This window comes from Paenibacillus xylanilyticus, assembly GCF_009664365.1.
Classification (GTDB): Bacteria; Bacillota; Bacilli; order Paenibacillales; family Paenibacillaceae; genus Paenibacillus; species Paenibacillus xylanilyticus_A.
The window spans coordinates 5,653,360-5,679,074 of record NZ_CP044310.1; the positions used below are offsets into that span (position 1 = coordinate 5,653,360).

The following is a 25,715-nucleotide window of genomic DNA, read 5'->3' on the forward strand; positions in this document are numbered from 1 at the left end:
AGCCAGAACAACAGGAGGTATATCCACATGAGTCATTCTTATGAAAAGCTGTTCACCCCCTTCCACATCGGAAGTATGGACGTGAAAAATCGAATCGTCATGTCCCCTATGGGGACCAACTCTGCCGGTCCCGATGGCCGAATCTCACTCGAAGAGATTGATTACTATGAAGAACGTGCCAAAGGTGGCGCAGGCATGATCATCTTAGGTGCACAATTTCTGACCGAAGATTTGGCACAGGGTGTACTCGAAGGCATCGTTGAAAAAGATTATGTCGTGCCAATGCTTACCGATCTTGTGGATGCAGTGCAGCGTTACGGTACCCGGATTATCGCTCAGTTAAGCTGCGGGACCGGGCGTAATGCACTGCCAGATCGTTCAGGCAAGCCCCCGGTATCCGCCTCGGCCATCCCTGCGATCTATAATCCGGAGGTTCTATGTCATCCACTCACCGTGGAGGAAATTCAGACGATCATGGATCAATTTACCGATTCGGCTGCCAGGCTGAAACGGGCAGGATTCGATGGGATCGAGATTCATGCCCATGCCGGTTATCTGATAGATCAGTTCATGTCCCCTATTTGGAACAAACGTGAAGATGAATATGGAGGCAGTACCGAGAAGCGCATGCGATTTGCAGTTGAGATTGTTCAGGCGATTCGCAAGGCCGTAGGTCCTAACATGCCTATCCTGTTCCGAAGCGCGCTGGATCATCGCTTTGAAGGCGGCCGTACAGTTGAGGATAGTCTGGAGATGCTTCAGATTCTGGAACGTGCTGGCGTGGACGCCATAGATATCGATGCAGGTTCCTACGAGAGAATCGATTACATTTTCCCGCCAGCCTATCTGGGTGATGCCTGTATGGACTACATGTGTGCACCTGCCCGGCAAGCAGTGAACATTCCCATCCTGAACTCGGGCAGCCATACTCCTGAAAGTGCAGTACGGTTAATAGCCTCCGGCGATGCCGATTTTGTCATGTTCGGCCGCGCGCTCATTGCCGATGCCGAGCTTCCGAACAAGCTGCGCAACAATATGCGCGAAGATATCCGTCCATGTATTCGTTGTAACGAGGAGTGCATTGGTCGCATTATTGAGCGCAACACCAAAATCAGCTGTGCGGTTAATATCCAGGCCGCGAATGAAAAGCGATTTACCATCGAGCCTGCGAAGACACCGAAGAAAATTATCGTTGTAGGCGGCGGTCCATCCGGTCTAGAAGCAGCCCGTGTAGCTGCACTCAAAGGTCATGAGGTTACTTTGTATGAGAAAGAGGCAGCGATTGGCGGACAGGTAACCAGTGCGGCTACGCCTGAATTCAAAGGTCAGCTGCGTGCCTTGATTGGCTGGTATGAACGGCAGCTAGAGCAGCTTCACGTGCATATTCATCTGAACCATGAGATCACACCGGATGATCCAGCGCTCCAATCGGCCGATCACATTTTCATTGGGGCAGGGGCTGTACCTCTCATCCCCCCAATCCCCGGTATTCATAGTGAGCATGTCATTGGGGCAATTGAGGCGCATCTGCAGAAGGAACTTGTTCGCGGCGAACAGATCGTCATCACGGGTGGCGGTTTAACAGGATGTGACCTGGGACTTGAGCTGGCTATGGAAGGTAAAAGAGTGACCATTGTGGAGATGCGTCCGGAAGCGGGACAGGATGTGATGTACATTAATCGGGCAGCTCTGATGCCCATGCTAGAAAGTCACGGGGTGACCATACTCGGAGGGCACAAAGTCCTTTCCTTTGAAGCCAATGGTTTATATGCGGAGAATTCGGCGGGTACCAAGGTGTTTATTGAGGCAGATACGATGATTAATGCTTTTGGTATGAGAAAAAATACAACCGTAGCAGAGCAGATTCGAGCCAAGTTCGAATCCAAAACCAGCCTTATCGGCGATTGCGTGCAAATTGGTAAAGTAGGTACTGCCGTGCGCTCTGGTTTTTATGCTGCGAGCGCAGTCTAACCGAAAATCGAATAGAGCCAGACTTCGATAATTCGGAGTCTGGCTCTTAGTGTTATCATATTAGGTTATCATTCAAATGCAAAACCATAATGAAATCAAAAGCCTGGTTCAACTGCATAGCGCATTGAATAGGATTTTAATCCCGATGCTTCGTGTCCAAAATTCCGTAGAAAAACAGATCCTGCGTGATCCGAGCAAGCTTGGATGGCGTTTCGTGCCCCGGCAGCAGCTTGATCAGTGTTAACCGCTCCACGATGGCAACCAAAGCTTCGGCGAAGAAAACCGTATCCAGATCCAGCCTGTAATATCCGGCTTGTTGTTCTGCAATCAAATTTTGCTCCATCAGACCCGCAATTTCGGCTTTGATTCTCACCGACTCTGCGGACTGATACAGCCCGATCCGGGTCAGCGCCGGATTCTCCCCGAGATAACGGTAGATCTGACTCAATGATTCCACGACGGCTTCCTTGAGATCGTCCCTGTTCTTCCCTGCCTCGATATGACTATCCCGAACAACCTGGATTAGTCCATTTCGAAAACCATCAATAAGCTCTGCAAAAGCTGCTTCCTTGCTCTCAAAATAAAGATAAAATGCAGGCTGCGTTACCCCTGCACGCGCAACGATGGAGCTTATTTTCGTCTGATAGAATCCATTTAACGCGAATTCCTGTGTGGCAGCCTCCAATAGTCGCAGTCTGCTCTCTTTCCCGATAACCCCTTGTTTTCGCAATCCAATCCCCTGCCCCCTCACTATTTACACTTGCCCACCTCTGACGTTAGGCTTTCCTCTAATTATACATAACATCACAATGATGAGTTAATGACGTAGAGCAGGGTGTTCACTCCCCCTATGCTTATAGCATTAGGTTTACGTTTCTGTTAGATCGACGCGTTCTGAACGTTCATTTTTCTTGTATTGGGTAGGCGATTCACCCATCGTCTTGGTGAACAGAATGGTGAAATAGTTTGCATTCTGATAGCCCAAAACATGTGCAACCTCACTCACCTTCATGTCTGTCGTGGTCAGCAGGCACTTCGCTTCTCCCATTCTTCTATAGACAATGTAACGGATTGGAGAATCATCATACTTGTGCTTAAACACATGGGATAAGTAGTAAGGGTTCATATGAAAATGCGCAGCGATATCCTGCAGTTTCAAGTGCTGCAGGTAGTTCTCATCAAGATATTCCTTGATCCGCACAGCCAGGTGATCCGAATCCTGCTTTCGTGAATCATTCGGTTGAACCAACCGCTGTACTAAGGCAAGCAGTGCACCCAGCAATCCTTCACAGATTTTCTCATAACCTGCCTGTTGATTGGACGATTCCTCATACATGAAGTCAAGCAGCTCGCCGATTCTGTCAGCATACGCTTCCGTTTTGATATACGGAGAGGCGTTTTCGGAAATGATGTGTTCTCCCCTTGCCCCGTCTGTATAGATATTGGCTATTCCACAATAATAAAGGCTGAGTGGACAGACCGGAGAGGTACATTGCTCATGAATGACACCCTGATTGTAGATTAACAGATCGCCTTTTTGCACCGCATAGGGATGTTCGTTAATTTTAATAATGCCTTCCCCATCAGACACATAGACAATTTCAGTGATATCCTCATGCATGTGGCTTGGGAAATTCCAATTGGGATTACCATTGACTCTGCCTATGTACAGCAATCGGGAGGACGCTTCTTTTCTTGTCTCGTTCATTGAAGTCTCCTCCTGTATCCATACTTGGTCACTCTCTAAGTGTATTACTATACCCTGTTTGCTACAGCAAGATCTATAATTTTTCAGAAAAACAAAGCAAGATCTTTCATTGTCTTCGCCTCTCCAATTTCTTATGATGGGTCATGCACCTGCAAATTAATCACATTTCAAGGAGTCGAGATCAATTGAAAAAGCTGATTTTTTATATTATCGCCATTGCGACAGGAGCTCTTCTAAGTTTTGAGGGGGCACTGTATGGCAAACTTGGGGAACAAGTCGGCACGCTGGAAGCGGATTTTTATAATTTCTTCATGGGTGCGATCATCTCCCTGATTTTGTTGATTTTCTTCGGCAAAGGAAACCTCTCTGCCATCACCAAGTTTCCAAAATGGAACCTCCTTGGTGGTTTGCTCGGGGTGATCTACCTGCTGACCTTGGTCATTGGTGTTCCAATTGTGGGCGTAGGAATCTCCATGATTGCCATTGTTGTCGGACAGATGGTAACCAGCATTCTGATTGATCATTACGGATGGCTGGGGAGCAACCGCAAACCGGTTGGGAGCAAACGCATTGCCGCCTTGGTATTGATGCTGGGTGCGCTGGCGCTAACTTTATTCTAAGGAGGATCACCATGGGCATAGGTTTATTGATTGTCATCGTTACTTTGATCGGTGGAGCAGTGCTTAGTGCACAGTCGTCCATTAATGGTACCATTAGCCGTAATATCGGCCTGCTGGAGACCGTATTTTTCACTTTTGCGTCAGGTACACTGATTCTCGCCGTGCTGATTAACTTTTTTGGCAGTGGGCACCTGCTCGACCTGCTTCATGCACCCAAATTGCAGCTCTCTGCGGTGTTCATGGGTTTTGGATATCTGTTCCTATCCACTTTTGCTGTGAATAAACTCGGGGTAACACCTGCCAATCTTACGGCAATCGTAGGTCAGATTGTTGCCGGTTTTATTATCGATGCAACGGGACTGTTCGGCAGTGAGCTCATTGAGTTTTCCTGGCAGCGGGCTGTCTCCCTCGTTTTGATGCTCGCTGCACTGGCTTTGATTTTCAGTGAAAAAAATGATGAAGCTCAAGCGTCACAGTTACAAAGGAAATGAGTAAAAGAAGGACAGGCTCCTGTATTCCTCGATGATCAGGCATCTTTAGATTGTGGGAACATCCCTATACGGGAAAACAAAGAAAGAAGAGCGCACTGGCATGGTTACCAGTGGATCTTCTTTTTTTGTTGCTTTTGATGATATTCTATTGTACCGGGCGAGCAGCCCCCGTCCTTGATTTATGTTAGAAATCGTGCACCGTCACACAGAGCTGAATCGCAATTCCGAACGGATCACGCACAATCCCATAACCTGGACTAAATTCATTTTGTTCGTAAGGTACGAGCACTTTCACGTCCTCATGTTGCACAAGAGAGGTATACAGCTGATCCATCGTAGTTTTATCCTTGGACTGAATACATAGCGAAGTACTGTTTCCGAGCTGCCACGGTCTTTCCGGATCCATTGCCTCCTCTGCAATCATGATCTTGTTTACCCCAATCTCCAGCACCGAATGTGTAATATACTCATCTTGGCCTGCAGGGTATTCGAAGCCCGGGTTCATTTCCTTCATCTCTTTATAACTTTTCTTAAAAAGCACTTTGGCCCCCAGAACCTTCTCGTAAAATGCGATGGCTGCTGCCGCATCCCCGTTCATCGACAAAAATGGGATCACTTCAAAATTCATTATCGTTTGCCTCCTTGGTTCGATTGGATTACACTTATCATCATAACAACAAAAGGTGCCAACACATGGCACCATTGAAAGGTTTTTTTACGATGAAAAAATCAGAACGCATGAACCAGATGCTGCGCTATATCAATCAAAAACAGCAGTTTACCCTGCAGGATCTCATGCAGGAGTTTCAGATCTCCAAGCGAACCGCGATCAGAGATATCGCCTCACTCGAAGAACTCGGTGCACCCATCTATGCCGAGTACGGGAGGTACGGTGGTTATCGTCTGCTTCAACAGATGCAGCTGCCCCCCATATCGTTTAATACGGGAGAGCTTCATGCCCTTTATTTTGCCATGCAGGCCCTTCGGAGTTTCTCTAACCTGCCCTTTCAGGCTACCTTCCGTTCGATTCATGAGAAATTCATAAACGCCTTATCCGATAAGCAGCGTCTGGAAATCCAGAACATACAGCATCGGGTTTCGTTCAAACATACGGAGCAAATTAAGGATAGTGAGAACCTGGAGTTTCTATTGATGTCCGCCGTACAGAATACAGTGATACAGATTGTTTATCAAAATGTTCGCACGAGCAGACATACCAAGAGCTCGTCTTCAAACGTAACCAGCTCCAATGTCCGTACCATCCAGCCCATCGCCCTATATGCGATGAGAGGCTATTGGTATTGCCAGGCATATGACCTGCATAAGCAAGCCTACCGCGTATTCCGATGTGACCGAATATCATCACCCCAACTAACGGATATCGAGCCCCTGGATCATATCAAGGAGCTTTCGCTCCAGGATGCCCACTCGCTCTGGAAGCCATCCGAACAAGCCATCCCCTTTCAATGCCGCATCAATGAAGCGGGAATGGAGCTATTTCAGCAGGAACACTTCCCATCCATGAAACTCGAAGTGTATGCGGAACAGACCTATCTTGTTGGTTCATATGAACCTCATGAGCTTGAATTTATCATTCGTTATCTTGCGGGCTATGGCAAATCCATTCAGATCATGAAGCCAGCCAGCTTGAAGCAAGCACTGAGACAATATTATATGGATTTACTGGAGCATGTTTGATTTGAAGTGATCTAATACTTTCCGAATCCATCCTCACAGGTAATATCCTCCTCAAGGATGTCGTACAGATTTTGTTTAGCGTGTTCCAGCTTCTTCTGTATTTCTTCAATTTCGGATATCTTATCCTGAAGAATGCTTCTCTGTTCATTTCGTGAAAATCCGGCTTTGGAGATCATGGATTGAATATCCTGAATCGTAAAGCCAACAGCCAAGCTTTGCTTCACCACATCCAGATGCTGCACGATGCCTGAATCATATACCCGGTAGTTATTCTGGTCTCTCAGAACATACTCATCCGTGATAATCCCCATCTTTTCATAGTAACGGATCGTTGATATAGGAAGGTTTACTCGTTTAGCTACTTCACTAATTTTCATATGGATCGCCCCTCTTCGTGCTCTTGCTATAAAGTATACTTCATAGTTTACACTCCTCATAGTGAGTCGGATGAAAGCCTAAATCCAATCACGCAAATATGATCGAGGAGAGATAACGATATGGATACAACTACTGGCCAATCTAACAGAACAAATGATTTTGATAACATCGTCCTGGAACGTCGTTCCGTTAAAGTTTACAACCCCGAGGTGAAAATCAGCCGTGAGGAAATGAGTGAGATATTGGCGAAGGCTTCCCGGGCCCCCTCTGCCATTAACATGCAACCCTGGCGTTTCCTTGTTATTGACAGTGCTGAAGGAAAAGAGAAGCTTGCCCCACTAGCCTCTTTCAACCAAACACAGGCTCTTACCTCATCAGCAGTTATTGCTGTATTTTACGATGCCGAGAACATAGCGTATATGGACGAGATTTTCAGTAAATCAGTGGAATTGGGATACATGCCGCAGGACATCAAGGAAATGCAGATGCAGCAGGCCAAGCCTTATTATGCAAGTATGAGTCCATCCGAGCTGCGTGACATGAATCTCATTGACTCAGGCCTTATTAGTATGCAGCTCATGCTCGTTGCCCGTGCCCACGGATATGATACCAATCCCATGGCCGGTTATGATAAAGACCGAATTGCCGAAGTCTTTGGCCTGGACAAAGAACGTTTCCAACCCGTGATGCTGATTTCCATAGGCAAAGCTGTCAAAGATGGGCATCCTTCCTACCGCCTCCCGGTTGATACGATTACCACGTGGGCATAATCAGAAGCTGTTCACAAGAATGACAGGAGGATAGCCTCCATATAAGTAGTACGTTTGTCTCAAAGTTATATTAGGAGCTTTAACTAACCTGCCAAACCTCAAAGATATAAACAGTTGTAATGATATTCATACAGAGAAAAACACCTTATTGTTGGATGCAAAAAGGGTCCTATGACAGTATTTAATGCCATCAGGACCCTTTACTACATTACAATTACTTAGAGTATTGTTATTAACTTTTACATATATTTACACTCAGCTAATCAATGCTCATGTATTGATTATATACAGGGTGTTCAACGGTTCTCCATCTATCCAACTTCTAAGACTCATCATCTATCCAATTCAAAAATCGATCCCCCCATATGTGTTCATAAAAGGAAATGGTCTCTTTTGCAGACATCCATTGATTATCTAAAGTAGAGGTTGCATTACGTGTCATGTAGTTTTCGTATCCCAGCCCATGAGCAAATTTAATCGTAGCATCCATACAATACTCTGTCTGGGCACCACAAAACTCAATACGCTTTACAGAGAATTGGTCCAGGAGGCTTTTCAGGTTTGTGTTATAAAATGAATTCGCATGTATTTTCCGCACAAAAACGTCTTGCTCTTGAACATCCAGATCGGAATGAATAGCCCATGGTTCCTCTCCAGGCACTAATTCTTCATCACCGTGCTGGACAAAAATGATGGGTTTATCTAATTCTCTATACATAGCAATTCTCCGATTGACTCTATCGAGTAAATTCGGCAACTCATATAAATGATTCTCACCACTGTAACATACGCCATTTTGTAGATCGATCACAATCAACACATCTGCACAAGTCGCCATCATTTTACCTCTTTCATCTTGGAATATGTTTATTTAAATTTGTTCAGATGATGAAAAAACTTATGTTCAGTATACTGGATAACAAAAAAAGATGATATGACCAAGTCATATCATCTTTTTTACTAACGATTATATTATATTAGGATTTCATGAATACCATTCACTACTCTTATCCATTATCGAAACGAACGATTTACCTCTTACTCAACCGTTACGCTTTTCGCCAGGTTACGTGGTTTATCCACATCGTGACCCAGTGCCAGGGAAGCGTAGTATGCCAGCAATTGCAATGCAACTACGGACAACGCCGGGCTGAGCAGTGGTAGTGTCTTAGGAATCGCAAACGCTTGGTCTACGGATTTCAGCAAGCTTGCTACGTGCTCTTCGTACGTAATTGCCAGTACATCCGCGCCACGTGCTTTTACTTCCTTGATGTTGCTCACTGTTTTCTCGAGTACGTTCTCTTGTGTTGCCAAGGCAATAACAGGAATACCGTCTTCGATCAATGCCAGTGTACCGTGTTTCAACTCACCTGCAGCATATGCCTCAGAGTGGATGTAAGAGATCTCTTTCAGTTTCAACGATCCTTCTTGAGCTACCGCATAATCGAGACCACGGCCAATGAAGAAGAGATGTTGATGTTTGGAGATTTGCTCTGCGTATCCTTTGATCGCATCCGCTTGCTCCAGCATGGACTCCACTTGCTCTGGCAATGCCTGCATTGCTGCCAGGGTATGTGCAATCTCTTCTGCTGTTTGTGTACCACGCACTTGTGCAAGGTACAGACCAAGCAAGTTAAATGCGATCAACTGTGATGTATATGCTTTGGTGGAAGCAACCGCGATTTCCGGTCCTGCCAGTGTTGCAATCACATCATCTGCATCACGTGCAATGGAGCTGCCCACTACGTTCGTGATTGCCAGTACATGTGCACCATTGGATTGTGCTTCGCGCAGTGCAGCAAGCGTATCCGCAGTTTCACCAGATTGGCTTACCACGATAACGAGTGTATCTTTGCCCACGATTGGGGAACGATAGCGGTACTCGGAAGCAACATCCGTTTCAACCGGAATACGTACCAATTGCTCAATTACTGTACGTCCAACGAGACCTGCATGGTACGCAGTACCACATGCAATGATTTGAACGTTACGAATATTTTTGATTTGTTCTTCAGTCATTTTCAACTCAGGAAGTTGAACCTTTTTGCTTTCATTGTCGATGCGACCCAGCATGGTATCACGGTATGCTTTTGGTTGCTCATGAATTTCTTTCAACATGAAGTGCTCGAATCCGCCTTTTTCTGCAGTTACAGCATCCCAATCGACACGAATCATTTCCCGAGAAATAAAGTTGCCTTCAATCGTCATCAATTCGACAGCATCATGTGTCAAAACAGCCATTTCACCATCATTCAGAATGTACACGTTACGTGTATGTTCCAGAATTGCCGGGATGTCGGAACCAATGAAGTTCTCGCCTTCACCAATACCAATAATCAATGGGCTTGCTTGACGCACAGCTACGAGTTTCTCCGGCTCATGCTCTGTCAATACACCCAGTGCGAATGCACCACGCAACAATGTGGTCACTTTTTGCACTGTTTTAACGATATCACCATTGTATTCACGTGCAATCAGGTGAGAGATAACTTCAGTATCTGTCTCGGAAGTGAACGTATGACCTTGAGAGATCAGTTCATCCTTCAGTTCGAGATAGTTCTCGATGATACCGTTGTGAACAACAGAGAACTTCTGGCTTCCATCCGTGTGAGGATGGGAGTTCTCATCCGATGGTTTACCATGAGTTGCCCAACGTGTGTGTCCGATTCCGGCATTACCTACCAGTGGTGCACCATCCAGCTTGGCTTCAAGGTTCGCAAGACGACCAAGAGCTTTCGTGATTTGCAGACCTTCCGGTGTGAATACTGCGATACCTGCAGAATCATAACCACGATACTCGAGCTTTTTCAATCCTTCGACCAATACCGATTGAGTGTTCTTATTACCAATATATCCAACAATACCGCACATAGTTTAGTTCCTCCGTTTGTATATGAATACTGTGTCACGAAGAGAAACAGGCTGTCGCGGCATATCGAAAAAATGAATGATTGCCTAAATGTATCATGAATACCTGTTACCTATTCAATTATCAATGATCAGACCGGCCTCTTGCCGCTCTTCAGTCATCATAAGATGTTATGAATGCAATCATGAATGTACATCATTTTTCCGTCCGCGCACCTATTTTGCTCTTTGCGCACATTCATTTGAATTTTAGTTTACTCCTGCACCTACCGGCGCGTTGTGTGGACAGTCACCCATCCATTTTCCGCAATTCGGTTTACGGCTATAGTGCATCACCGGGAGGTCCCCGCCGAACAATCCGAACACCTCCACCTCGTCAGCTTGATTGCCGTCGATCCTGATCAGTGAATCTTGAGTTTCAAGATCCGTACCGCTTCAGAATCCTTCCCGCGCAACTTCAAGCTCTGGCGCTTGTGTAACTAATACCTTACGATCCTCACTTTCTGTGTCTGAATGACGACTCCACTCATTATATGCACGTCAGGTTCATTTTGCAATGGAGCAAAGTACCTGTGACCAAATCAGCATATTTACCCACAATCCCGACCGGATTATCAGACCTTAGGCCTTGCCAGTCGGGACGCGGGTTTTCTGTTCTTGCTTCAAGCATATACCCTTTATTATAACATTCTATGATGGTCATCCCACAGTGGGAATGTGTACACAAAATGTATATCTAAGGTGTTAAACCAGTTCCTTTTGCACCACGTCTGCGATCTGGGATACAAACTGCTCCAGTTCACCTTTATCTGGTCCTTCCGCCATGACACGAATCAGAGATTCTGTACCAGACGCACGAACAAGAACACGTCCATTATCACCAAGCTGCTGTTCTACTGTAGCAATAGCCTGCTCGATTGCAGCATTACCTTCGTATTTGCTCTTGTCTTCCACACGTACGTTGACCAGAACCTGTGGGTATTGAGTCATTAGTGATTTCAGATCACTCAGCTTCTTACCCGATGCTTTGAGGGTATCCACGAGTTGAATAGCTGTCAGCATGCCATCTCCGGTTGTATTGTAATCCAGGAAAATAACATGGCCGGACTGCTCACCACCCAGATTATACCCACCGCGGCGCATCTCCTCCATCACATAGCGGTCGCCCACAGCCGTTTTAGCTGTTTTCAGTGCAAGCTTCTCCGTCGCTTTATAAAATCCGATGTTACTCATGACGGTGGATACCACTGTACTGTCTTTTAGCTTGCCCGCACGATTCATCGCATCACCACAGATGCACAGAATGAAGTCTCCATCGACCTCTGCGCCCGTTTCATCAATAGCAATCAGACGATCCGCATCTCCATCAAAAGCAAGACCCAGATCCGCTTTATGTTTAAGCACTTCTTGCTTCAGATGCTCCGGGTGTGTGGAACCACATTGCTCATTGATATTCAGGCCGTTAGGCTCAGCACCAATTGCAATGACTTCCGCCCCAAGCTCTGCAAACAATTTAGGTGCAAGCTCATAAGCTGCTCCGTTGGCACAATCGAGTACAATTTTAAGTCCAGAGAACGACTCGGTTACAGTTGTTTTCAGGTATTCGAGATAACTGTAACGCGATTGCTCATCTACCGTTACGGTACCCAATCCGCCGCCAACAGGACGTGGCAATTGATCCGTTTCAGCATCCATCAGTTCTTCGATCCGGTTCTCCGTCTCGTCAGATAATTTGAAACCGTCTCCGCCAAAAAACTTGATTCCGTTATCTTCTACCGGATTATGGGAAGCCGAAATCATGACTCCTGCGTCGGCTTTAAGCAAACGAGTAATATAGGCCACTCCCGGAGTGGATACAACGCCCAGACGGATGACATCTGCACCGATGGACAGTAGACCTGCAACCAGCGCAGATTCCAGCATCAGTCCCGAGATCCGGGTATCCATCCCGATAACCACTTTGGGTCTCTCTACGCCGCCAGCAAGCACGTAACCGCCACATCGACCGATGCTGTAAGCCAGCTCCGCCGTTAATTCTTTATTGGCAACACCTCTTACACCGTCTGTACCAAAATATTTCCCCATGATCTAACTCCTTTTATTCGCATCATATAAGAGCATCAAATAGTTATTTTATCAAATCGATCTGAATCATTACGGATTCGAGCCATTGGTACCGCCGCTACCGCTGCTGTTACCCGAGTTCCCTTTATTCGTTGCATTACCTTGCTGGGTTTGCTGCTCCTGATTTTCCGTATTCGATTCTGTCGTTTCCCCTTCATCAGGTGCAGGATCCGTTTCTCCGTTCTCCACTTCTGCAGGCGAAGGCTCAGGCCCGGCATTTCCTTCATCCGTGGGCTCTTCGCTTGGGGGAACCGTCGTATCCTCTGCTTTTTCACTGATCTTGACTGTAGCGCTCAATGGAGTAGAGGTACCATCCAGCTCAGCAAATCGAGGCAATTCAGCATCCAGCTTCACATCATGTGTCCCGGCGGCAAGCCCCTGAAGATCTGCCGTCAGCTTGATATCCTCGCCACTCAGACCTTCAAGCATACTCGGAGAACCCTTCAGTGTAAGATTTACACCACCGCTCTTTGGCGTGACCAGTGCAGCTTCCAAACCGTTCCCCACACCCGTAATGGTTATGGGGACATTGGGAAAGACCTTTGTTGTCTCCTCTGTCTCATCATAAGGTGACACAGTAACCTTCATCTGAATCGAACTAGGCTCGATTTTCTCAAAACCCGAAGGCGGCGTCAAGTCCACGTTAACTGTCGATGTACCTGCCTCTTCAAATTGTGTCAGATCCAAGGTAACTTGGTCGTAGGCCTGTATACCCGCAAGCGCCTCATCCGTACCGTAAACCGAGACTTCTTTCACGCTTGGTTCCACACTGGACAGTACCAATCCCTCCGGCAGCTGTCCTGAATATTTGATTCTTAAGGGTACTGATTTATAGGGCTGATTAACCGGAATGCGAACTTCAACGGTCTGCGGCGTAATGACTGCATTTTCAAGTACTTTGCCTTCTGCATCATATGCCTGCAGTTTCACCCTTTTCTGCGTTACATCATCCTTTGCATCCTTCACACTCACACTGCCCTGTACCTTCGCTACAGCGTCCAACTGCCCTTCGGGAAGAGTTACCTTAACCGGACCCGTTGGCTCAACGACAGGCGTCCCAAGGCTGTAACCAGCGGATGGATCTCCTTCGGGTACAATATTCACATTGAAGGATTTGGTGCCCAATTTTTCAACATTGACTGTAACCATGGAAGGCTCCATGCTAACCACCTCGACGCCAGAAGGCAGATCGGGAACGAGCGGCAGCGTATTGGAGCCATCTTTGACCTGGCTCAGGTCAACGAGTACCTTATAATCATCATTTGTAAATATGGAAGTTAACATGGAACGCTGTCCTTTGATCTCCAGTCGCACCTCATCCGTACTTAATGAAGTGAGCACATACGAGTTGCTGTCAAGGCCATAAGGCTGAACAGGTACGGTACGCTCTACTACCTTGTTGGTTGTACCTGTAGCAATCGTTGGCGTGGTAGGAACTTCATCCAGATGAATCATAAACCAGAGCAGCAAACTTACTGCAAGCGCAAGGATTTTGGCAAAGTTATTATTGTTGAACCATTTATCCATTACTTCGTTCCCCCCTTCCGTTTCCAGAAAGAAGTCCAGTTATTCTTTTTATTTAAATTGGATGTTGGACGAAGCTCTTCATATAACTTGGCAATCAGCGACTCTTCCTTAATGTCACGAACGACCTGTCCATTCATCGCCAGCGATACTTGTCCAGTCTCCTCCGAGACAACCAGACAGATTGCATCGGCTACCTCCGTAATACCAATTGCGGCACGGTGGCGTGTTCCAAGTTCCTTGCTAATAAACGGATTCTCGGATAAAGGCAAATAACATGCCGCTGCAGAGATCTGTTTGCCTTGGATAATCACAGCCCCATCATGGAGCGGTGTATTTGGGATAAAGATATTGATCATCAGTTCCGAGCTAACCAACGATTGCATCTGAATTCCGGATTCGGTGTAATCGTTCAGGCCCGTTTCTCGTTCGAAGACCACAAGTGCACCAATTTTACGACGGGACAAATAATTCACAGACTTAATAATCTCGCCAATTAACACCGTTAATTCTTCATCGCTGGCTGCTGTGGAGCGTCCGAACAATTTACCACGTCCCAGCTGCTCCAGACCGCGGCGCAGTTCCGGTTGAAATATAATAAAGACGGCTACCACACCAAATGTAAACATCTGGTTCATGAGCCATTTGAGTGTATACAGGTTTAGCCATGTGCTTAGTGCCCAGATCACCACAAGGAACAGAATGCCCTTGAGCAGCTGTACTGCACGTGTACCCCGTACAAGTAAAATCAGTTTGTACATAATATAGGTAACAATCAATATATCGATAACGTCCTTAATGGACTCTTTCCACGTTAAGTCAGCAAAATAGTTCATAAGCTAGCCCCCGCTATCCCCATTGATGAGTAAACCCTGATCTCATATTAACCCATTAGGATTTTATGTAATCCCTGGTCTTAGCTTTTGCACATCCGACACAGACAAGCCTCCGGCCATATAAGTTGGAGGGAAAGAGTGTTCCCCGGTACAACAATGTATAGACGAATATAACCAGTTCATTCTATATCTTGCCGCTTGGAAGACCGCCTTTGGATAGATGCAAAATGCTTTTCTATATGTAGTAGTATGTTCTCTTTAGTATCTAGGTTATAACGATAACGTTCAGGTTGCAAGTTACGGCAGTCACAAACTGCGCAGAAACAACACAAATACCATAAATTACAATCTCACCAATAAAAAAAGAGTACCCCATGCAAACTGGAGGTACCCTGCTTGGTATATACCATTGAAGAATTCACCCTGTGCTAGCGGTAAGCCACTTCATTCACCATATTGGTTATTTTGTACCAGAACCAGTCCAGCGCCTGATCAATGCTTTTCACCTGACCGGAAATATGCGCCGTCGAAGCTTGATACAGTTGTCCGTCGATCACCGTCAGATTGCCATCTACATCACCATATACCTGGGCGGTACCATTCTCTATCGTAAGATCGCCCGCAATTGACTTGCCTTGAGGAACAATTACCGTGTTTCCTTCAATGACGATCTGGTCCAGATTATTCCCCTTCACGACCATTTCGTTATTCTGATCCCAGAAGCTCCAAGCGCTAAAGAGCATCACGACCAAAAAGAAGGCTGCCGCCGTCAGCCCGGGATGTCCTTTGACCCATTTGAGCCATACCTGTTGTCTCTTGGGCTGTGGCAGAGCATTCATAATACGATTGGTCAGCTCATCCGAGGCAGACGGTGAATAATGTTTCATGGCAAAGAGCAGCATTTCCGTCTGTTCCAACTCTTTAAAGCGCATGCGACACTCCGGACAGGTAACAAGGTGACCTTTCAGTTCTACCTTCTGGGCCGGGGACAACGACTCATCCAAACATTCATGCATTAAAGAGACGGCCGAGTTGCAATCCATATGAGAGCCAATCCTTTCTTAGATCACTTAGTCCATGCATCTTCAAATACAACGCATAAGACTTGCATACATTACATACGCATCCGTTTCGGATATGTTTCAAATAATTTCGCCTAAAAAAATTGAAATGGATTTACAGCTTATATTCCAGTTTTTTACGCAAAAAGTCACGGCCCCGGTGCACACGTGTTTTGATCGTTGTTACGGGCATGCCTGTGACATCACTAATTTCCTGCAGCGACAAGTCCTGTAAATATCTCAAAATCATGACGGACTTATACTTGGCCGGCAGACTGTCTATAGCCTCACGAATGAGTGTCTGTGTTTCTGACAATAGTGCTTCGCTCTCTGGTGTACGATCATCACTCGGAAGCATGGAATAACCATCGGATCCTTCCTGATCATTCAACTCGGCATCCAAAGAGTAAGATGGTTTCTTTCTCCGTAAACGGTCGATACACAAGTTGGTTGCAATCCGGTAAATCCAGGTTGAAAACTTCTGATTCGGATCATATTTCTCCATATTACGAAACACACGCAAAAACGTCTCCTGTACAACGTCTTCAGCTTCATGACGATTGTTCAGCATCCGGTATGCCAAATGAAATAGCTTGTCCTTGTATAGTTCTACGATTTCTGCAAAGGCCCGCTGATCACCCTTTAGGACCAGCTTAACCAGCCTGTTCTCCAAATTGTCCACCTTTATTCCCCCAGACATGCTGATGGGTCTTCCGCCTTCTGATACCCGTCCACACTTGTAATTCACCAATCAAATCGTAAATCAACTTTGGTCAAAAATCAAGACTGTGCCGGAAAATATCCACCAAAAACAGTAAAAACGGGAACTCCTACTGGAGTCCCGTTTCATCTCTCACACAAGACTGCGGAGAGAACCGTGCATTTTAATATCCAATTCCATTAACTATTCACTACATGAATCATATGGGCCAGGTAATGCATCAGCCTGTATTGCGAAGTCCTGCAGCAATACCGTTAATCGTCAGCAGCACTTCACGCAGCAATTCGGTATCATCTTCCCCGCGCTCACGCATGTCTCTCAGCTCGCTAAGTAGCTGCACCTGCATATAGGACAATGGATCAACGTAAGGATTACGCAAACGAATCGATTCCTGAATTACCGGTACATCATCCAAAATCTCTTCTTCTCCGGTAATTTTCAGAATCAGCTCTTTTGTCAGTTTGAATTCAGACTCAATCTGACCATAGATACGATCACGCGCTTCCTCATTGGAGGCCATTGCGGAATATTCTTTGGCAATTACAAGATCTGCCTTGGCAATAGCCATCTGTACCGTATCAATAAGTGTACGGAAGAATGGGAAGTTGGCATACATGTCTTTGAGGACAGCCAAATTTTCCTCTTTATTCTGGTAGTAGCTTTGCAATCCTGTTCCAGCTGCATACCATGCAGGGAGAAGATAGCGGCTTTGAGTCCAGGCAAATACCCATGGAATTGCTCTCAGGTCTTCGAATTTATCACTGTTTTTCCGTTTGGATGGTCTTGAACCAATGTTGAGCTCTCCGACCTCCGGCAGCGGTGTTGATTCCTTGAAGAATTTGAAGAAGTCCGGATCACGGAAGATCAAATCTTGATACTTCGTGAGAGATACCTCGGAAATATCCTTGATGATGCTATCCCAGTGTTGTTCAGAGACTGATTCTTGCGGCTCCATTCCGTTCAGGGCAGCTGTGAGCAATGCCGATGTCGCCTGCTCCAGACTGCGGTAAGCAATACCTTGAAGGGAATATCGGGATGAGATGACTTCGCCCTGCTCGGTAATCTTGATTCCCCCACCAATGGTATGAGGTGGTTGTGCAAGAATACTGCGGTTAAGCGGCATACCTCCACGTCCCAATGCACCGCCACGACCATGGAAGAACTTCAGCTTGACGCCATGCTTATTACCTACAGCAGTAATGGCGTTCATGGCTACCCGAAGCTCCCAGTTAGCCGTTACCACTCCGCCATCCTTGTTGCTGTCTGAATAACCAAGCATGATTTCATGCAGCTCATTCCGGGCAGCTACGCTTGCGCGGTATACCGGAAGATTGAAGAGCTTTTGCATGATGTCAGAAGCTGCATGAAGGTCATCAATCGTTTCAAACAGTGGCACAGCCTGAAGTGTCGAAATAATCTCTCCGCCCTGTCCTTTACGGAACAATCCTACTTCCTTGGCAAATACCATGACTTCCAGCAGATCACTTGCTCCCTGCGTCATACTGATCAGATAACTTGTAATACATCCTGTACCAAACTCGCTCTGTGCACGTTTGATTGTACGGAATACATCCAGACATTCTTTTGTTCCCTCACTGTACTGGTGATATGGAGAAGTCAATGGACGTGGATCCTCGAGCAGGCGAGCCAGCAAATCAATTTTACCGTCCTCTGTCAGACGAGCATAATCTTCAACAATGTTCATCTTCGCCAAAATTTCGGCCATCGCATTCTCATGTTCCTGACTATGCTGACGAACATCCAGCGCAGCCGTGTGGAATCCGAAAAGCTCCACTTGGCGAATCATTTTGCGAACCGTCGTATCCGCTACATAATCTGCAAAATGATGGCGCAGGCTGCGGTCAATAATCATCAGATCATCGATCAATTCCTGAGCGCTGTCATAACGGTCCGGCTGTCCGACTTTATTTTCATCAAGTACATTATTCATTTTGGCAATCATGTATGCCAGTTTGATCCGATAAGGTTCTTTCTCATTACGCCAAATGTCTACTTTTTTCAAAGTGACACAGCTGCGGTCCTGCTCAATGGATTGAGCCAATTCATCCGACACGTGGATGATGTTCGTACTGAAGCTGAGATGCCCCATGAGCTCAATCATAATCCGCTGATATTCACGCAAAGCGAGCTTGCGCTGCATCAACAGCGTCTGCCACGTTACATCTGAAGTTACCGAAGGATTTCCGTCCCGGTCTCCACCGATCCAGGAACCGAAGCGCAAATACGTCGGCACATGCCAGTCGTGGTCAGGATAAAATTTATTCAGGCAGCGTTCAAGCTCCTGATATACATCCGGAAGTACGTGGAACAACGTTTCGTGAAAATAATACATTCCGTTCCGTACCTCATCCAGTACAGTCGGTTTGCGGTCGCGAAGCTCATCTGTTTGCCAGAGTGTAATAACTTCGTTAAGCAGTTTCTCCCGCAATTGTTCACGTTCACGCAACGTCAGCGTAGGATTATCAAGCAGCATGACATCTTCAGATATCCGTTTGTGGATATCCAAAATAACCCGGCGCATAGCCTCGGTTGGGTGAGCTGTCATAACCAGTTCCAGCGACAATTCGTCCAGAATCTGCTCGACTTCGGTATGAGACAATCCGCGCTCCTTCAGATCCTGTACGGCCTTCTCGATCGAACCAGGCTGTACTGCATCCCCTGCAGATCGTTCATAATCCCGTTTACGCCGGATCCGATGGTTTTGTTCAGCAATATTAACTAATTGAAAATAAATTGCAAAAGCTCGAATGACCTGGTGACGATTTTCAGAATCTAATTCCTGGATCATCGTTTTGAACTCTGTATACAGTTCAGGCAAAAATTCTGCACGCAACGATTTGCTCGTTTCCCGAATTTTCTCAACGATATCGAGAAGCTCCGTGCCCCCTTGATGGACAAGAACTTCTCCGAGTATATTGCCCAGGAACCGCACGTCTCGCCGGAGCAGGTTGTTAGATTGGCTTTTGCTGGCGGTTACCATAGTTTCAGTCATGCTTATCCTCCCATCTGATCGTTCACATTCGTACACGTAAATTTGACACCTTCATAACATCATACAATAAAATGGTACGAAAATCTTTATTTTTCTATTAGTAAAAAAGGGGATTATCCCCGATTTTCCGCACAAAAACGCACTTTATTATTCATTTTCTTAATTTGCTTCATTTAATGAGCAAAAGCTTGTCGCATGATACCTTTTTCACATACTCTATATAAACAAATATCTTATACATATTCGTTATAATTTATAAATATACAGCAGCGTTAAATATACTCATACAAAAGAGTATAATATCATTTCCATGATTTATGCAGTTCAATCCCCATGCAAAAACATGACCGGCAAAGCAAGCTTTTGTATACTTTACCACAGTGATGTAATAAATTAAAGTGTCAATTTAAAAATTATTATCATTTGGTATCTCCCCTTATGTAAACAACAAGTTAGAGGCTTTAAGCGAAGATGATTTATGATGAAACCATGCCAATTTTGATGCCTAATTATGTGCTTAAATGCGTTTCAATGATCAATATAGATTCTTTAAGCTGTTTTAAATGATTCTTCATTAAAGTTCATTCTGGATTTCCAAAGGTTTGAGGGTAAATCGATTCTTTGGCTAGCTAATATTGGTGGGCTTTTTTATACCGCATGATCACTTATGCCAGAGGGATATTTTAACGTAAGAACATTTACATAATTTCATTTAGTAAAAGGCAGATTAGATATAGTTCAAACAAAAAGGAGGCGACATCTGATGAAGAAAAAGGTATCTACACTTATTGCTTCTACACTTCTGGTGGCAGCATTGGCTGGTCCTGCCGCGGCGAATGGTACTGCAACCCAAGGTATGGATCAAAACCGTGGAACACAAATGAACAGCACAAACTACAACACGGGTGACTACCGTACGAACAATGTTCGTGCAAATGCTGCGACTGACCGAGACAATGATATGGACTGGGGCTGGCTCGGTTTGCTCGGACTTCTCGGCTTAGCAGGTATGCGTAGAAAAGTTTCTGACCGTCACGAACGTTAATAGCTATACGAAGGTTCCTAAATGCAACTAAAGTGTTTAGAAGCCCTTTTAGGCTGTCTTGTAGGATGAATGAAGTGACGTACAGAGTACAAGAAGCCAAGACCTTCTACACATGAAGGCCTTGGCTTCTTCTTACGTTTTTTATACATTTCCCTAAGCGTTGTCGTATAGAAAAAGCAGCCTCTACATCATGTAGAGACTGCTCTTAAAATCCTATAAGCGGGTGATGGGAATCGAACCCACGCTATTAGCTTGGAAGGCTAAAGTTCTACCATTGAACTACACCCGCGTAATCATAAAATCGGGATGACACGATTTGAACATGCGACCCCCTGGTCCCAAACCAGGTGCTCTACCAAGCTGAGCTACATCCCGATATTGATGAAATAATGGCGCGCCCTGAGAGATTCGAACTCCCGGCCTTTTGATTCGTAGTCAAACGCTCTATCCAGCTGAGCTAAGGGCGCATATATATTGGAGCGGACGACGGGAATCGAACCCGCGACCCTCGCCTTGGCAAGGCGATGCTCTACCGCTGAGCCACGTCCGCTTATAAAGGATGCGCGTGGAGGGACTTGAACCCCCACGTCAAAGACGCTAGATCCTAAGTCTAGTGCGTCTGCCAATTCCGCCACACGCGCATATAACAAGTGAGCCATGAAGGGCTCGAACCTTCGACACCCTGATTAAAAGTCAGGTGCTCTACCAACTGAGCTAATGGCTCTTAATAAATGGCTGGGGATATAGGATTTGAACCTATGCATGACGGAGTCAAAGTCCGTTGCCTTACCGCTTGGCTAATCCCCAATAATAAAGATGGTGGAGGCTGAGGGGCTCGAACCCCCGACCCTCTGCTTGTAAGGCAGATGCTCTCCCAGCTGAGCTAAGCCTCCATCCTATGACCCGTAGGGGATTCGAACCCCTGTTACCTCCGTGAAAGGGAGGTGTCTTAACCCCTTGACCAACGGGCCCCATTTCCAAAGCTCTCAACCGGGATCGAACCGGTGACCTCATCCTTACCATGGATGCACTCTACCTACTGAGCTATGAGAGCAAATGGCTCCCCGAACAGGACTCGAACCTGTGACAACTCGATTAACAGTCGAGTGCTCTACCAACTGAGCTATCAGGGAATAATATGCATTTGCAGGGCAAATGCAATTCATCGTACAACGCTAACATGCAGAGCCTGTTTTCTATGTAAGATGAAAGAGTTCGCTTGGCAGCGTCCTACTCTCCCAGGACCCTTCGGTCCAAGTACCATCGGCGCTAGAGGGCTTAACGGTCGTGTTCGGGATGGGTACGTGTGGAACCCCTCCGCCATCGCCACCAAACGATGCTGCTATACATTCAGAGATTATTCTCTGAAAACTAGATCCGAAACGAAATTTGCGACTTAAAACCTGCAATGTGGATAAGCCCTCGACCGATTAGTACTGGTCAGCTCCATGCATTACTGCACTTCCACCCCCAGCCTATCTACCTCGTCGTCTTCAAGGGGTCTTACATACTGGGAAATCTCATCTTGAGGGGGGCTTCACGCTTAGATGCTTTCAGCGCTTATCCCGTCCGTACATAGCTACCCAGCGGTGCTCCTGGCGGAACAACTGGTACACCAGCGGTACGTCCATCCCGGTCCTCTCGTACTAAGGACAGCTCCTCTCAAATTTCCTACGCCCACGACAGATAGGGACCGAACTGTCTCACGACGTTCTGAACCCAGCTCGCGTACCGCTTTAATGGGCGAACAGCCCAACCCTTGGGACCTACTTCAGCCCCAGGATGCGATGAGCCGACATCGAGGTGCCAAACCTCCCCGTCGATGTGGACTCTTGGGGGAGATAAGCCTGTTATCCCCAGGGTAGCTTTTATCCGTTGAGCGATGGCCCTTCCATGCGGTACCACCGGATCACTAAGCCCGACTTTCGTCCCTGCTCGACTTGTAGGTCTCGCAGTCAAGCTCCCTTATGCCTTTGCACTCTTCGAATGATTTCCAACCATTCTGAGGGAACCTTTGGGCGCCTCCGTTACTCTTTAGGAGGCGACCGCCCCAGTCAAACTGCCCACCTGACACTGTCCCCGTACCCGCTAAGGGCACCAGGTTAGAACCTAGATACGATCAGGGTGGTATCCCAACGGTGCCTCCACACAAGCTGGCGCTCATGCTTCAAAGGCTCCCACCTATCCTGTACAGATCGTACCCAAATTCAATATCAAGCTGCAGTAAAGCTCCATGGGGTCTTTCCGTCTTGTCGCGGGTAACCTGCATCTTCACAGGTATTAAAATTTCACCGGATCTCTCGTTGAGACAGCGCCCAAGTCGTTACGCCATTCGTGCGGGTCAGAATTTACCTGACAAGGAATTTCGCTACCTTAGGACCGTTATAGTTACGGCCGCCGTTTACTGGGGCTTCGGTTCACAGCTTCGGATTACTCCTAACCGCTCCCCTTAACCTTCCAGCACCGGGCAGGCGTCAGCCCGTATACTTCGCCTTACGGCTTCGCACAGACCTGTGTTTTTGCTAAACAGTCGCTTGGGCCTTTTCACTGCGGCCCCCTCGTGCTATTCACACTACCGGGGCACCCCTTCTCCCGAAGTTACGGGGTCATTTTGCCGAGTTCCTTAACGAGAGTTCTTCCGCGCGCCTTAGAATTCTCTTCTCGCCTACCTGTGTCGGTTTGCGGTACGGGCACCTTCATCTGGCTAGAGGCTTTTCTTGGCAGTGTGAGATCATGACCTTCGCTACTGTAATTTTCACTCCCCATCACAGCTCAGCCTTAGATGTGCGGATTTGCCTACACATCAGCCTTACTGCTTGGACAGGCATCCATCAGCCTGCGTCACTACCCTACTGCGTCCCCCCATCGCTCGTAACGATTTACGGTGGTACAGGAATTTCGACCTGTTGTCCTTCGACTACGCCTTTCGGCCTCGCCTTAGGTCCCGACTTACCCTGAGCGGACGAGCCTTCCTCAGGAACCCTTAGGCTTTCGGCGGATCAGATTCTCACTGATCTTTTCGTTACTCATACCGGCATTCTCACTTGTATAATGTCCAGCGCTCCTTACGGTACACCTTCAACCCTTATACAACGCTCCCCTACCCCTGATGCAAAGCATCAAGCCATAGCTTCGGTGGTGTGTTTAGCCCCGTTACATTTTCGGCGCAGAGTCACTCGACCAGTGAGCTATTACGCACTCTTTCAATGGTGGCTGCTTCTAAGCCAACATCCTGGTTGTCTGTGCAACTCCACATCCTTTCCCACTTAACACACACTTGGGGACCTTAGCTGATGGTCTGGGCTGTTTCCCTTTTGACAATGGATCTTAGCACTCACTGTCTGACTCCCGGAAGTAAGTCTATGGCATTCGGAGTTTGACTGAGCTTGGTAACCCTTGCGGGCCCCGCACCCAATCAGTGCTCTACCTCCACGACTCTGTTTTCCGAGGCTAGCCCTAAAGCTATTTCGGGGAGAACCAGCTATCTCCGAGTTCGATTGGAATTTCTCCGCTACCCCCACCTCATCCCCGCACTTTTCAACGTGCGTGGGTTCGGGCCTCCAGTGCGTGTTACCGCACCTTCACCCTGGACAGGGGTAGATCACCCGGTTTCGGGTCTACGTCCACGTACTAACTCGCCCTATTCAGACTCGCTTTCGCTGCGGCTCCGGCTCTTCACCTTAACCTTGCACGGGAACGTAACTCGCCGGTTCATTCTACAAAAGGCACGCCATCACCCCTAAAATGGGCTCTGACTTCTTGTAAGCACACGGTTTCAGGTTCTATTTCACTCCCCTTCCGGGGTGCTTTTCACCTTTCCCTCACGGTACTGCTTCACTATCGGTCGCTAGGAAGTATTTAGCCTTGGCAGATGGTCCTGCCGGATTCATACGGGGTTTCACGTGCCCCGCACTACTCGGGATCCGTCTCGGAGGGAACCAACTTTCAATTACAGGGCTTTTACCTTCTTTGGCGGGCCTTTCCAGACCTCTTCGTTTAACCGGTTCCTTTGTAACTCCATGTGAGACGTCCCACAACCCCAGAGAGCAAGCTCTCTGGTTTGGGCTGTTCCGCGTTCGCTCGCCGCTACTGACGGAATCACTATTGTTTTCTCTTCCTCAAGGTACTTAGATGTTTCAGTTCCCCTGGTATGCCTCTACACAACCTATGTATTCAGTTGTGAGTAACTGGATATTACCCCAGCTGGGTTTCCCCATTCGGACATCCCCGGATCAAAGCTTGCTTACAGCTCCCCGAGGCAGTATCGTTGTTCGCCACGTCCTTCATCGGCTCCTAGCGCCTAGGCATCCTCCGTGTGCTCTTAGTAGCTTAACCAAATGCTCATGATGAGCAATGCAGTTTTCGCTAATATTTGAAACTTGTTTAACACAAGTTCAGCTAAAAGGAATGTTCTAATTCGCAATTTTCGTTTCGATATCTAGTTTTCAAAGAACAAGCTTGAAATCTTGTTGGTGGAGCCAAGCGGGATCGAACCGCTGACCTCCTGCTTGCAAGGCAGGCGCTCTCCCAGCTGAGCTATGGCCCCATATCAAATTATGAAAGTGTAAATGGTGGGCCCTGGTGGACTCGAACCACCGACCTCACCCTTATCAGAGGTGCGCTCTAACCAACTGAGCTAAGGGCCCGTATATTATTATTGAAACCCAAAAAGGTTTACGCTTGGCGGCGTTCTACTCTCCCAGGACCCTGCGGTCCAAGTACCATCGACGCTGAAGGGCTTAACGGTCGTGTTCGGGATGGGAACGTGTGGAACCCCTTCGCTATCGCCACCAAACGTTTGAGAGTTTGAGCTCTCAAAACTGAGCAACGAGTGAGTAACTAGCCGACCTGGCTAGATTTTAGATTTGAATGTTTCCGCTGCGGGAA

General features: G+C 46.9%; 18 protein-coding genes, 13 tRNA genes and 3 rRNA genes. 6 read left to right on the top strand and 28 right to left on the bottom strand.

Translation table 11 applies throughout. From position 1 onward, the window contains the following. Positions 1-27 precede the first annotated feature (27 nt). Positions 28-1,971 (top strand): NAD(P)/FAD-dependent oxidoreductase, encoded by a 1,944-nt coding sequence (locus F4V51_RS25230; RefSeq protein WP_153980040.1) that lies wholly within the window; start codon positions 28-30, stop codon positions 1,969-1,971. Between the two features lie 136 nt (positions 1,972-2,107). Here the strand turns inward: F4V51_RS25230 and F4V51_RS25235 are convergent, their stop codons facing one another. Both F4V51_RS25235 and F4V51_RS25240 read right to left on the bottom strand, forming a co-directional pair. Next, complete coding sequence (locus F4V51_RS25235) at positions 2,108-2,701, bottom strand: TetR/AcrR family transcriptional regulator (protein WP_153980041.1); 594 nt, start codon at positions 2,699-2,701, stop codon at positions 2,108-2,110. A 138-nt stretch (positions 2,702-2,839) separates the two neighbouring features. Beyond that, complete coding sequence (locus F4V51_RS25240) at positions 2,840-3,679, bottom strand: helix-turn-helix domain-containing protein (protein ID WP_153980042.1); 840 nt, start codon at positions 3,677-3,679, stop codon at positions 2,840-2,842. A gap of 185 nt (positions 3,680-3,864) precedes the next feature. Here F4V51_RS25240 and F4V51_RS25245 point away from each other — a divergent pair, with 185 nt between their 5' ends. Together F4V51_RS25245 and F4V51_RS25250 are read left to right on the top strand one after the other, a co-directional pair. After that, a complete protein-coding gene (locus F4V51_RS25245) occupies positions 3,865-4,299 on the top strand; it encodes a DMT family transporter (protein ID WP_227779964.1) in 435 nt (144 codons plus the stop codon). Between the two features lie 11 nt (positions 4,300-4,310). Then, positions 4,311-4,790: a DMT family transporter gene (locus tag F4V51_RS25250; protein ID WP_227779966.1), complete on the top strand. Its 480-nt coding sequence runs from the start codon at positions 4,311-4,313 to the stop codon at positions 4,788-4,790. A gap of 184 nt (positions 4,791-4,974) precedes the next feature. On the opposite strand, the gene F4V51_RS25255 is transcribed toward F4V51_RS25250, so the two are convergent. Beyond that, positions 4,975-5,418, bottom strand: a complete 444-nt coding sequence (locus tag F4V51_RS25255) for a VOC family protein (RefSeq protein WP_153980043.1) — start codon at positions 5,416-5,418, stop codon at positions 4,975-4,977. Positions 5,419-5,510: 92 nt separating this feature from the next. On the opposite strand from F4V51_RS25255, the gene F4V51_RS25260 reads away from it, so the two are divergent. Beyond that, positions 5,511-6,488 carry a helix-turn-helix transcriptional regulator gene (locus tag F4V51_RS25260; protein ID WP_153980866.1) on the top strand — a complete coding sequence of 326 codons (978 nt, stop codon included), beginning with the start codon at positions 5,511-5,513 and terminating at the stop codon, positions 6,486-6,488. A gap of 11 nt (positions 6,489-6,499) precedes the next feature. Here F4V51_RS25260 and F4V51_RS25265 read toward each other — a convergent pair whose 3' ends face one another. Beyond that, positions 6,500-6,865, bottom strand: coding sequence for a MerR family transcriptional regulator (locus F4V51_RS25265; RefSeq protein WP_153980044.1), 366 nt, complete (start codon positions 6,863-6,865; stop codon positions 6,500-6,502). A 120-nt stretch (positions 6,866-6,985) separates the two neighbouring features. Here F4V51_RS25265 and F4V51_RS25270 point away from each other — a divergent pair, with 120 nt between their 5' ends. After that, positions 6,986-7,636: a nitroreductase family protein gene (locus F4V51_RS25270; RefSeq protein ID WP_153980045.1), complete on the top strand. Its 651-nt coding sequence runs from the start codon at positions 6,986-6,988 to the stop codon at positions 7,634-7,636. 322 nt (positions 7,637-7,958) lie between these two features. On the opposite strand, the gene F4V51_RS25275 is transcribed toward F4V51_RS25270, so the two are convergent. The 8 genes from F4V51_RS25275 to ppc form a co-directional block, all read right to left on the bottom strand. Beyond that, positions 7,959-8,474, bottom strand: a complete 516-nt coding sequence (locus tag F4V51_RS25275; protein WP_153980867.1) for a cysteine hydrolase family protein — start codon at positions 8,472-8,474, stop codon at positions 7,959-7,961. Positions 8,475-8,674: 200 nt separating this feature from the next. Further along, positions 8,675-10,507 (bottom strand): glutamine--fructose-6-phosphate transaminase (isomerizing), encoded by a 1,833-nt coding sequence (glmS, locus tag F4V51_RS25280; RefSeq protein WP_153980046.1) that lies wholly within the window; start codon positions 10,505-10,507, stop codon positions 8,675-8,677. A gap of 741 nt (positions 10,508-11,248) precedes the next feature. After that, positions 11,249-12,589, bottom strand: coding sequence for a phosphoglucosamine mutase (gene glmM / locus F4V51_RS25285; RefSeq protein WP_095361678.1), 1,341 nt, complete (start codon positions 12,587-12,589; stop codon positions 11,249-11,251). Between the two features lie 69 nt (positions 12,590-12,658). Further along, positions 12,659-14,155 (bottom strand): CdaR family protein, encoded by a 1,497-nt coding sequence (locus F4V51_RS25290; protein WP_153980047.1) that lies wholly within the window; start codon positions 14,153-14,155, stop codon positions 12,659-12,661. Beyond that, a complete protein-coding gene (cdaA, locus tag F4V51_RS25295) occupies positions 14,155-14,988 on the bottom strand; it encodes a diadenylate cyclase CdaA (RefSeq protein WP_095292238.1) in 834 nt (277 codons plus the stop codon). The genes F4V51_RS25290 and cdaA overlap by 1 nt, the downstream gene beginning before the upstream one ends. A gap of 428 nt (positions 14,989-15,416) precedes the next feature. Next, entirely contained in the window at positions 15,417-16,031 is a 615-nt protein-coding gene (locus F4V51_RS25300) for a zf-HC2 domain-containing protein (RefSeq protein ID WP_153980048.1), read from the bottom strand. 133 nt (positions 16,032-16,164) lie between these two features. Continuing rightward, positions 16,165-16,731, bottom strand: a complete 567-nt coding sequence (gene sigW / locus F4V51_RS25305; protein WP_153980049.1) for an RNA polymerase sigma factor SigW — start codon at positions 16,729-16,731, stop codon at positions 16,165-16,167. Positions 16,732-16,990: 259 nt separating this feature from the next. Further along, a complete protein-coding gene (gene ppc, locus F4V51_RS25310; protein WP_153980050.1) occupies positions 16,991-19,783 on the bottom strand; it encodes a phosphoenolpyruvate carboxylase in 2,793 nt (930 codons plus the stop codon). A 763-nt stretch (positions 19,784-20,546) separates the two neighbouring features. Between ppc and F4V51_RS25315 the strand changes: the two genes are divergently transcribed. Beyond that, positions 20,547-20,828, top strand: a complete 282-nt coding sequence (locus F4V51_RS25315; RefSeq protein WP_153980051.1) for a WGxxGxxG family protein — start codon at positions 20,547-20,549, stop codon at positions 20,826-20,828. A 218-nt stretch (positions 20,829-21,046) separates the two neighbouring features. Here the strand turns inward: F4V51_RS25315 and F4V51_RS25320 are convergent. From F4V51_RS25320 to rrf (F4V51_RS25395), 16 genes are all read right to left on the bottom strand, one after another. Next, positions 21,047-21,117: transfer RNA gene (locus F4V51_RS25320), tRNA-Gly, on the bottom strand. 12 nt (positions 21,118-21,129) lie between these two features. Then, positions 21,130-21,203 (bottom strand) — tRNA-Pro (locus F4V51_RS25325). A gap of 15 nt (positions 21,204-21,218) precedes the next feature. Continuing rightward, positions 21,219-21,295 (bottom strand) — tRNA-Arg (locus F4V51_RS25330). Positions 21,296-21,303: 8 nt separating this feature from the next. Further along, positions 21,304-21,378 (bottom strand) — tRNA-Gly (locus F4V51_RS25335). Between the two features lie 10 nt (positions 21,379-21,388). Further along, positions 21,389-21,469, bottom strand: a tRNA-Leu gene (locus F4V51_RS25340). A 10-nt stretch (positions 21,470-21,479) separates the two neighbouring features. Next, positions 21,480-21,552 (bottom strand) — tRNA-Lys (locus F4V51_RS25345). An 8-nt stretch (positions 21,553-21,560) separates the two neighbouring features. Then, positions 21,561-21,635, bottom strand: a tRNA-Gln gene (locus F4V51_RS25350). Positions 21,636-21,645: 10 nt separating this feature from the next. Further along, a tRNA-Val gene (locus F4V51_RS25355) sits at positions 21,646-21,721 on the bottom strand. Between the two features lie 6 nt (positions 21,722-21,727). Continuing rightward, positions 21,728-21,799 (bottom strand) — tRNA-Glu (locus F4V51_RS25360). A 10-nt stretch (positions 21,800-21,809) separates the two neighbouring features. Continuing rightward, a tRNA-Thr gene (locus F4V51_RS25365) sits at positions 21,810-21,882 on the bottom strand. 3 nt (positions 21,883-21,885) lie between these two features. Continuing rightward, positions 21,886-21,961: transfer RNA gene (locus F4V51_RS25370), tRNA-Asn, on the bottom strand. Positions 21,962-22,045: 84 nt separating this feature from the next. Beyond that, positions 22,046-22,162: ribosomal RNA gene (gene rrf / locus F4V51_RS25375) — 5S ribosomal RNA — on the bottom strand. A gap of 76 nt (positions 22,163-22,238) precedes the next feature. Next, positions 22,239-25,163, bottom strand: a 23S ribosomal RNA gene (locus F4V51_RS25380). Positions 25,164-25,298: 135 nt separating this feature from the next. After that, a tRNA-Ala gene (locus F4V51_RS25385) sits at positions 25,299-25,374 on the bottom strand. Between the two features lie 23 nt (positions 25,375-25,397). After that, positions 25,398-25,474, bottom strand: a tRNA-Ile gene (locus tag F4V51_RS25390). Between the two features lie 32 nt (positions 25,475-25,506). Beyond that, positions 25,507-25,623 (bottom strand): 5S ribosomal RNA (gene rrf, locus F4V51_RS25395). Positions 25,624-25,715 lie beyond the last annotated feature (92 nt).